We start from the raw sequence: 8,929 nt of genomic DNA on the forward strand, positions 1-8,929 counted from the left end.
GTACCAGGCTTACTTCTGATAAGACCAGGGAGAGTCAGTATCAGATCGTGAAAAAGCAGGTATCCATGGATGATAAGAAAGCATTCGAGGATTACTGCAGCATACCAGATGATACGGAAATGACCAGGGAAGAAATTCAGGAGAAAAACAATATCCAGGGTGTATGGTTTGAAGAAGATTATCTGAGAGTCTATCCATATAATGAGCTGGCCTGTGATACGCTGGGATTTACTTTTTCCCGAGATACTGCGGACTATGGAATTGAGGGCTACTACAATAGCAGCCTGACAGGAATTGATGGCCGACAGTACGGATATTTCAGTGATGATTCTAACGTGGAGCAAACCATTATCGAAGCTTCTGACGGAAACAGTCTGGAGCTTAGCCTCGATCTTGGAACACAGCAGATTGTGGAAAAATGGGTAAATGCCTTTAAGGAATCTACTGGCGCCAAAAATATAGGAGTGATCGTGGAAGACCCTTCAAGTGGTGAAATCCTTGCCATGGATGGGGGCGACCGATATGATCTTAATGATCCACGTAATCTGTCTTCCTTATATTCAGCAGATGAGATTGCTGCTATGAACGACAGTGAGACCATGGATGCTCTAAGCGCCATGTGGAATAACTTTTGTGTAACCGACATTTACGAACCTGGTTCTGTTGTGAAGCCCATTGTTATGGCAGCTGCTCTGGAACAGGGAAAAATATCCACCAGTGATACCTTCTATTGTGATGGTTACCAGAATTTTGGTGTGCCAGGAAATATGACCACCATCAAATGTGCAAATATTTACGGACACGGAATGGAAACCCTTGCGGAAGTAATCGCAAACTCCTGTAACGATGCCATGATGCAGATTGGTGCAAAGATGGGAGTTGAAAATTTTCTGAAAGCACAGAGTACTTTCAATTTCGGAAGCCGGACAGGAATCGATCTTCCAAATGAGGGATATGGTATTATGCATACTGTTGATACCATGCATGAGACAGAGCTTGCGTGTTCTGCATTTGGTCAGGGATTCAGCTGTACTATGATCCAGGAAATCAATGCAATGTGTTCGGTTATCAATGGCGGCTACTATTATCAGCCACATCTTGTGACAAAAGTCAAAGATGCCAGCGGTGCAACTGTGAAGACAATCAGCCCGCTTCTTCAGAAGCAGACCATTTCTTCCAGCATTTCCGCTGATATCAGAAGCTATATGCAGGCCAGTGTAGAGCAGGGTACCAGTATGACGTCAAAGGTACAGGGTTACAGCTCAGGCGGTAAAACAGGAACTGCGGAGAAATTCCCCCGTGGAAACGGTAAATACGTGGTTTCCTTTATCGGATTTGCCCCGGTTGATGACCCGCAGGTTCTGATCTATGTGGTAATTGACGAGCCAAATGTAGAGGATCAGGCCAGCAGTATTTATCCACAGTATGTGGCACAGGCAATTCTTTCCGAGCTTCTGCCATACATGAATATTCAGCCCGATCAGTCTACAGACGGAACTGTTCCGGAGACAGAGCTTTGGGAGAAATTTAATGGTCATGTAAATACTATATCTGACAGTCAGATTGATGAAAATGGAAATCTGGTGGATGAAGAGGGCAACCTCATTGACTGGGATGGCAATCGGATTGACGAAAATGGTTACCTGCTGAATAGTGACGGAAGTTATCAGATCAATGCAAACGGAGAGTATATAAAATCTGCTAACCTTGATGGAATCAGCGATTCCTACACTGGTTCAGCCGGGGAAACTCTGCCGGAGGCTGTTTCTGATACCAATGTTCCGGGACCTCCGGAAGATAACACGGATCCCATTGAGGATAACAATATGGAGAGTGAAGGCCTGACTAACGAGGAAGCCGGACTGGATTAGAAATACTGTCAATAGGTGGCATAGTATTGGCAGGAAATAAAAAAACAGACTGTTCACCATAATACAACACATACCTCCATCTGAAATTATCATATATTAGTTATGATGATTTCAGATGGGGATTTTTTTATGAAAAAAACTATGACCTTTCACAGGAAAAAAATATGGATGGTTTTTCTTGTATGTGCACTTATGCTTCTGGGACTTGTGGGAAGGCTTGTTTACCTGATGGGGGTTCGGTCGGATTACTATTACCAGAAAGCAGAAGAACTTCATGAAAGAGAACGAGTCATTAAGGCTGCAAGAGGACAGATACTGGATGCAAAAGGGAGGATTCTGGCAGATAATAAAACTGTATGTACTATTTCCGTTATTCACAGTCAGATTAAGGAACCACAGAAGGTTATTGAGGTCTTGTCAAAAGAGTTGGAAATAGATACTGACACAGTGCGTAAAAAAGTTGAAAAAATATCTTCAATTGAACGAATTAAGACAAATGTGGAAAAATCTGTGGGAGATGTGATACGTGGGTATGAACTGGATGGTGTGAAAGTGGATGAGGATTATAAGCGGTATTATCCTTACGGATCTCTGGCTTCCAAGGTTCTGGGATTTACAGGCGGTGACAATCAGGGGATAATTGGCCTGGAAGTGAAATATGAGGAAATTTTAAAGGGACAGGCGGGAAAAATCCTGACCACAACAGATGCCAGAGGCGTGGAAATCGACCAGATCGGAGAAAGCAGGGAAGATCCGGTGGCAGGGGAAAACCTGAAAATCAGTCTGGATGTGGATCTGCAGCAGTATGCGCAGCAGGCGGCCCTGAAAGTAATGGAAGAAAAACAGGCTGCGCGTGTTTCCATACTTCTTATGAATCCGCAGAACGGAGAAATTTATGTATGTGTTAATGTGCCGGAATTTGATCTGAACGATCCTTTTACATTGAATACGGACGTGGACACTTCAGGACTGAATGAACAGGAAAAACAGGATCTTCTGAACCAGATGTGGAGAAATCCCTGCCTGAACGATACATATGAGCCCGGTTCTACCTTTAAGATCATTACCATGTCTGCAGGTCTGGAGGCTGGCGTGGTTTCCGTAAATGACAGATTTTTCTGTCCGGGGTATAAGCTGGTGGATGACAGGCGGATTCACTGTGCAAGGAGAACAGGACACGGTTCCCAGAGCTTTGTGGAAGGTGCCCAGAATTCCTGCAATCCGGTTTTTATTGAAGTGGGTCTGAGACTTGGGGTGGAAAACTATTATCATTATTTCAAGGAGTTTGGACTTTTGAAGAAGACAGGTGTAGATCTGCCGGGAGAGGCTGGAACGATCATGCATAAAATGGAAAATATGGGGAATGTGGAGCTGGCAACAGTTGCTTTTGGCCAGTCTTTTCAGATTACGCCAATTCAGCTGGCGACCACAGTCAGTTCTCTGATCAATGGGGGGAGGCGGATCACACCTCATTTTGGGGTATCCGTTCTGAGCTCAGATGGCACCAGCGGAAGAAAGCTGGAATATCCGGTGGAAACGGGGATTATTTCGGAAAAAACATCAGAGACAGTAAGAGGAATTCTGGAGAAAGTAGTGTCAGAAGGTTCCGGAAGAAATGCCCGGATCGAGGGATGCACAGTAGGGGGCAAGACGGCTACTTCCCAGACTTTGCCAAGAAGTGCCAACCGGTATATTTCTTCCTTTCTTGGTTTTATGCCTGCGGAAGATCCACAGATCCTGGGGCTTTGCATTATACATGACCCGCAGGGCGTGTATTACGGAGGAACCATTGCGGCACCTGTGATAAAGAATATTTTTGAGGCGGTGCTAGAGCGTGTTTGAAAAATCATTCCCGCAATCTGCACGCCCCACTTTGCGGGAGATTTCACCCGAATTCGGTTGCCGTAGCCCGCTACGGCGCCCTCATCCGGGCAAAATCTCCCACAAATTGTGACGCACATCTTGCAGAAAGCCTTTTTCAAACACGCTCTAAATCAGAAAAAAGAAAGATAAGCTTCGGTGATCGGTCAGGCTGTGAGCAAGGAGAAGTATGTTACCGGTCACGAAGTAAGCAGTAAACAATGTTGGGATATTATCTTGCAAAAACCAAGCTATGGGTTGATAAATAAGGGGAAAAGCTTTATACTATAAGATGCTTTAAAAAGTTTAGAGCGTGTTTGAAAATGGTTTCTGCAAGATGTGTGTCACAATTTGAGGAAGATTGCGGAATGCTTTTTTAAACAGACTCTGGAACGAAAAAAACGAAAGAATTAAAGAGGTGTGAGAATGGAATTTCATATTGTGATCCCGGTACTGATTTCCTTCGCAATCAGTGCAGTATTAGGACCTGTTATTATTCCTTTTCTGCGTAAGCTGAAAATGGGACAGACAGAGAGAACAGAGGGCGTACAGTCGCATCTGAAAAAGGCCGGAACCCCGACTATGGGCGGCGTGATCTTTCTGATATCCACGATTATTACTTCATTGTTTTATGTAAAAGATTATCCCAAGATTATCCCGGTTCTGTTCCTGACTCTGGGATTCGGACTGATCGGTTTTCTGGATGATTATCTGAAGGTAGTCCTTAGAAGATCTGACGGACTTCTTCCATGGCAGAAATTTCTGCTTCAGGTAGTGGTAACAGGTATTTTTACTTTCTACCTGCTGCGGTATACAGATGTGTCTCTGACCATGCGTATTCCATTCTGGGGGGGACATTATCTGAATCTTGGCTGGCTGGCTGTACCGGTGCTGTTCTTTGCAGTGATCGGAACGGTAAATGGCGTAAACTTTACTGACGGTGTAGATGGTCTTGCTACCAGCGTTACCCTGATCGTAGCCGTATTTTTCACGGTTGTATCCATTGGAACCCAGTCAGGTATCGAGCCTGTCACCTGTGCTGTTATCGGCGGACTGATGGGATTTTTACTTTACAATGTATACCCGGCAAGTGTGTTCATGGGAGATACAGGATCTCTGGCGCTTGGTGGATTTGTAGCAGGTGTGGCTTATATGCTGCAGATGCCTCTGTTTATACTGATCGTGGGATTGATCTATCTGGTTGAGGTACTGTCCGTTATGATTCAGGTAACCTATTTCAAAGCAACACATGGCAAACGTATTTTCAAAATGGCGCCTATCCATCATCATTTTGAGCTTTGCGGATGGTCAGAAGCCAGAGTAGTTGCAGTGTTTACTATTGTGACTGCAATTATGTGCCTGATCGGACTTTTAGCCCTGTAAGAGCTGCCTGAAAAGGGAGAATTCCGGGGCATCCATTGCAAGGCATTAAGGAGGAAATAAATCATGGAATTAAAAGGAAAAAAAGTTCTGGTTTTCGGAGCTGGAAAAAGCGGTATCGGCGCAGCTGATCTTCTGAATGCAGTTGGTGCCTGCCCGGTTCTCTACGATGGAAACGCAGATCTGGATAAAGAAAGCGTATTACATAAAATCGGTGGGAATTATGAACTTCCCATCTATGCAGGAGAGCTGCCGAAGGAAGTTCAGGAAAGCCTGGATCTTGTGGTATTAAGTCCTGGAGTTCCCACAGATCTTCCAATTGTAAAAGGTTTTTATGATCAGGGACTTCCTGTGTGGGGCGAGGTTGAACTGGCTTATCAGACTGGAAAGGGTGAAGTTCTTGCAATTACCGGAACAAACGGAAAAACTACAACAACAGCCCTTCTTGGGAAAATCATGTCAGATGCACGCCCATCTGTATTTGTTGTTGGAAATATTGGAACTCCGTATACTTCCAAGTCACTGGAGATGACAGATGAGACGGTCACGGTTGCAGAGATCAGCAGCTTCCAGCTTGAGACTATCTGGAAATTTGCTCCAAGGGTAAGCGCCATTTTGAATATCACAGAGGATCATCTGAACCGTCATCATACAATGGCTGAGTATATCCGCGTGAAAGAGCTGATCACAAGCAACCAGGGTCCGGAGGATGTATGTGTGCTGAATTATGAGGATGAAATCCTTCGTGAATTTGGCAAAAGCATTGTGCCAAAGGCTGTATATTTTTCCAGTGCAAGAGAACTTGAACAGGGTATTTTCCTGAGAGGAGACCAGATTATTCTTCGTACAGAGAAAGAGGAGATTCCGGTTGTGAGAACAGGGGAACTGAAGCTTCTTGGTACGCACAATTTTGAGAATGTAATGGCAGCAGTGGCCATGGCTTACTACACAGGTGTTGATATGGATAGCATCCGTAGGAGTATCTGTGAGTTTACAGCCGTGGAGCACAGAATTGAGTATGTAACTGAGAAAAACGGTGTGGCATATTATAACGATTCAAAGGGAACCAACCCGGATGCGGCTATTAAGGGAATTCAGGCAATGAACCGTCCGACTCTTCTGATCGGCGGCGGATATGATAAGGAATCCAGCTATGATGAGTGGATCCAGGCATTTGACGGCAAAGTAAGGTATCTGGTACTTATTGGTCAGACGAAAGAGAAAATTAAGGCTGCGGCTGAGAAGAATGGCTTTCATGATGTTATTCTCTGTGAGGATCTGAAAGAAGCTGTGCAGGTGTGTGCGGATAAGGCAAACGCCGGGGACGCGGTCCTTTTATCTCCTGCATGCGCAAGCTGGGGTCAGTTTGACAATTATGAGCAGAGAGGCCAGATGTTTAAGGAGTATGTGAGAGCACTGTAATATACCGCAAATTGCAGCGTACATCTTGAAGAAAGCCTTTTGGAGGCATGCTCTGGAGCTTGTTTGAAAAATCATTCCTGTAATCTGCACGTTCCGTTTTGCAGTATATTTCACTCGAACTCGGTTGTCGTAGCCACAGAATGTGATTGGCGGCAGGTACAGAAACTTATGATTTATTTCATAGAATACCCGGATCTGGCATATGCTTTAACCAAGGCATGGGACGTCAGGAGCAGATCTCTATGATCCGGGAGCGAAAGAAAGAAACGAAAACAGACACGGTCTTACTGATCCTTGTGCTGCTTCTGGCAGTATTCGGACTGGTCATGCTGTTTTCCATCAGTGAATATAATGGCAGAGTACGTTTCGGCGACTCTGCCTATTATTTTAAAAAGCAGCTTTTTGCAACAGCTCTGGGCCTTATGACCATGTACATAGTAGCAGAGACAGATTACAGATTCTTTGTTCGGCTGGCACCGGCTGCTTATCTCTTATCTATGGGACTTTCTACAGCAGTTTTATTTGTAGGACAGGAAATCAATGGCTCCAGAAGGTGGCTGAATTTTGGACCGTTGTCTTTTCAGCCTTCGGAATTCGCAAAAGCAGCAGTGATCCTTTTTCTTACCTGGCAGATTCAGGGAAGCAAAAAGACTACAGCTGGCTTCTGGTTTATGTGCAGGACAATGCTGACACTTCTTCCAATTGTAGGACTGGTAGGCTCCAATAACTTAAGTACGGCAATCATAATCCTTGGAATCGGTGTAATCCTGATTTTTATATCAGATCCGGGATATGCCAGATTTATTGGAATGGGAGTAACTGGTGCAGCAGTGATCGCGGTGTTTCTGGCAGCAGAGAGCTACCGTCTGGAAAGGCTTGCCATATGGCGGAATCCGGAGAAGTATGAAAAGGGTTTTCAGACTATTCAGGGACTTTATGCTATTGGAAGTGGCGGGCTTTTCGGAAGAGGATTTGGCAGCAGCCTGCAGAAACTGGGATTTGTGCCGGAAGCCCAGAATGATATGATCTTTTCCATTATCTGCGAAGAACTGGGACTGACCGGGGCTTTTTTTCTCATTGTCATATTCGGGCTTCTTATGTGGAGACTGATGGTGATCGCCCTTCATTGCCGGGAGCTGCAAGGAACACTTTTGTGCGTTGGCATTATGAGCCATATGGCCATTCAGGTGATCCTGAATATTGCGGTGGTGACAAACACCATTCCAAATACAGGAATCACTCTTCCCTTTATCAGCTATGGCGGAACTTCAGTGGTGTTTCTTCTGGGCGAGATGGGGCTGGCTTTGAGCGTAAGCAGAAAATGAAATTTTATCACCAGTCAGAAATATTCGCATACAATAAAAGGTAAGAGGCCCTTTAGGAGTGAATGGCTTGAATGACCGGATTTACATTGAGGGAGGACACCAGCTGAAGGGAAGTATTCGGATACAGGGCTCAAAAAATGCAGCGCTTCCTATGATGGCGGCGTCTCTTTTACATCGGGGAGTCAGCGTGCTCAAAGGCTGTCCGCGGATCGCGGATGTTTTTTGTATGGAGGAAATTCTTCAGAATCTTGGGGCAGTGACCTGGTGGGAAGACCATGATCTGTATATGGACTGCGAAAATGCCGGTAAATGGTCAGTCCCTTTTGAATATACAGGGAGGATGAGGTCTTCCGTGATTCTTCTTGGAGCGCTTCTCGCAAGAAATGGGAAAGGAAGCCTTGGCTATCCAGGTGGGTGCGTGATCGGGAAAAGACCTATTGATATGCATCTTTTTGTGCTTCGGAAGCTTGGCGCAGTGATCACAGAGGAACAGGGATTTTTGATGGCAGAAGCACCTCATCTGCAAGGGGCATTCGTCTCTTTTTCAAAAAGAAGTGTGGGAGCCACTCAGCAGGGCATTTTAGGAGCCGTGCTTGCAGAGGGAGAGACTGTACTGGAAAATTGTGCCTGTGAGCCGGAAATACAGTGGCTTTGCAGGTATATGCGCTCCATGGGAGCAAAAATACAGGGGGATGGAACTTCTGAAATAAGAATCCAGGGAGTTAAAAGCCTAAGTGCCGGGTGCATTCAGGTGCCGCCAGACCGCATTGTGTCAGGAACCTATATCTGTGCGGCAGCTATAACCAGAAGCCAGATCGTTCTTGAAAACCCTCCGGAAGGAGAACTGAAGGCCTTTCTGGAAGTATATAGGAAAATGGGTGGACAATATAAAGGTAACAGTGGTAAACTATTAGTCAATGGAAAAAATGTTCAAAGTCCTGTTAAACTGCTGGAAACGGGTGTTTATCCAGGATTTCCAACAGATCTGCAGTCTCCCGTAATGGCAGTTCTTTCCACCATAGAGGGGGAAAGTTGCATTCGTGAAATGGTTTTTGAAGACCGTTATAAAGC

Annotated in this window: 9 protein-coding genes and 1 pseudogene; 8 read left to right on the forward strand and 2 right to left on the reverse strand. The window is 45.2% G+C overall.

Annotated features, from left to right (window positions below; all coding sequences use genetic code 11):
• Together AB5642_RS19120 and AB5642_RS19125 are read left to right on the forward strand one after the other, a co-directional pair.
• A partial coding sequence (locus AB5642_RS19120) for a peptidoglycan D,D-transpeptidase FtsI family protein (protein WP_368371867.1) occupies positions 1 to 1,871 on the forward strand: 1,871 nt, incomplete at its 5' end.
• A gap of 129 nt (positions 1,872 to 2,000) precedes the next feature.
• Positions 2,001 to 3,713, forward strand: a complete 1,713-nt coding sequence (locus AB5642_RS19125; RefSeq protein ID WP_148461135.1) for a penicillin-binding protein 2 — start codon at positions 2,001 to 2,003, stop codon at positions 3,711 to 3,713.
• Here AB5642_RS19125 and AB5642_RS19130 read toward each other — a convergent pair.
• Positions 3,647 to 3,832 carry a DUF6783 domain-containing protein gene (locus AB5642_RS19130; protein WP_306467719.1) on the reverse strand — a complete coding sequence of 62 codons (186 nt, stop codon included), beginning with the start codon at positions 3,830 to 3,832 and terminating at the stop codon, positions 3,647 to 3,649. The genes AB5642_RS19125 and AB5642_RS19130 overlap by 67 nt on opposite strands.
• Between AB5642_RS19130 and AB5642_RS19135 the strand changes: the two are divergent.
• The 3 genes and pseudogenes from AB5642_RS19135 to murD all read left to right on the forward strand — a co-directional run.
• A pseudogene (locus AB5642_RS19135) lies at positions 3,770 to 3,949 on the forward strand (DUF6783 domain-containing protein); the annotation flags it as partial. The gene AB5642_RS19130 and the pseudogene AB5642_RS19135 overlap by 63 nt on opposite strands.
• Positions 3,950 to 4,157: 208 nt before the next feature.
• Positions 4,158 to 5,114, forward strand: coding sequence for a phospho-N-acetylmuramoyl-pentapeptide-transferase (gene mraY, locus AB5642_RS19140; protein WP_148461137.1), 957 nt, complete (start codon positions 4,158 to 4,160; stop codon positions 5,112 to 5,114).
• A gap of 63 nt (positions 5,115 to 5,177) precedes the next feature.
• Positions 5,178 to 6,533 (forward strand): UDP-N-acetylmuramoyl-L-alanine--D-glutamate ligase, encoded by a 1,356-nt coding sequence (gene murD, locus AB5642_RS19145; protein WP_173718145.1) that lies wholly within the window; start codon positions 5,178 to 5,180, stop codon positions 6,531 to 6,533.
• Here murD and AB5642_RS19150 read toward each other — a convergent pair.
• The gene (locus tag AB5642_RS19150) at positions 6,447 to 6,680 is read right to left on the reverse strand and encodes a DUF6783 domain-containing protein (RefSeq protein WP_308768396.1); all 234 of its coding nucleotides are present in this window, start codon (positions 6,678 to 6,680) and stop codon (positions 6,447 to 6,449) included. The genes murD and AB5642_RS19150 overlap by 87 nt on opposite strands.
• Between AB5642_RS19150 and AB5642_RS19155 the strand changes: the two genes are divergently transcribed.
• The 3 genes from AB5642_RS19155 to AB5642_RS19165 form a co-directional block, all read left to right on the forward strand.
• On the forward strand, positions 6,597 to 6,779 hold the full coding sequence (locus tag AB5642_RS19155) for a DUF6783 domain-containing protein (RefSeq protein WP_368072590.1): 183 nt from the start codon (positions 6,597 to 6,599) through the stop codon (positions 6,777 to 6,779). The two genes, AB5642_RS19150 and AB5642_RS19155, sit on opposite strands and share 84 nt — an antisense overlap.
• Positions 6,776 to 7,858: an FtsW/RodA/SpoVE family cell cycle protein gene (locus AB5642_RS19160; protein ID WP_173718144.1), complete on the forward strand. Its 1,083-nt coding sequence runs from the start codon at positions 6,776 to 6,778 to the stop codon at positions 7,856 to 7,858. The genes AB5642_RS19155 and AB5642_RS19160 overlap by 4 nt, the downstream gene beginning before the upstream one ends.
• 58 nt (positions 7,859 to 7,916) lie before the next feature.
• The coding region (locus AB5642_RS19165) for a UDP-N-acetylglucosamine 1-carboxyvinyltransferase (protein WP_368371870.1) at positions 7,917 to 8,929 on the forward strand (1,013 nt) is incomplete at its 3' end.

Source organism: Ruminococcus sp. 1001136sp1_2201st1_G3_2201SCRN_220225, from assembly GCF_040924365.1.
In the GTDB taxonomy this organism is placed as follows: Bacteria; Bacillota; Clostridia; order Lachnospirales; family Lachnospiraceae; genus Blautia_A; species Blautia_A faecis.

Bases quoted from the DNA above. Each gene is read 5' to 3' on its own strand.
- AB5642_RS19125 (WP_148461135.1), top strand. From the start codon at position 2,001: ATGAAAAAAACTATGACCTTTCACAGGAAAAAAATATGGATGGTTTTT.
- AB5642_RS19130 (WP_306467719.1), bottom strand. From the start codon at position 3,832: ATGTGCGTCACAATTTGTGGGAGATTTTGCCCGGATGAGGGCGCCGTA.
- mraY (WP_148461137.1), top strand. From the start codon at position 4,158: ATGGAATTTCATATTGTGATCCCGGTACTGATTTCCTTCGCAATCAGT.
- murD (WP_173718145.1), top strand. From the start codon at position 5,178: ATGGAATTAAAAGGAAAAAAAGTTCTGGTTTTCGGAGCTGGAAAAAGC.
- AB5642_RS19160 (WP_173718144.1), top strand. From the start codon at position 6,776: ATGATCCGGGAGCGAAAGAAAGAAACGAAAACAGACACGGTCTTACTG.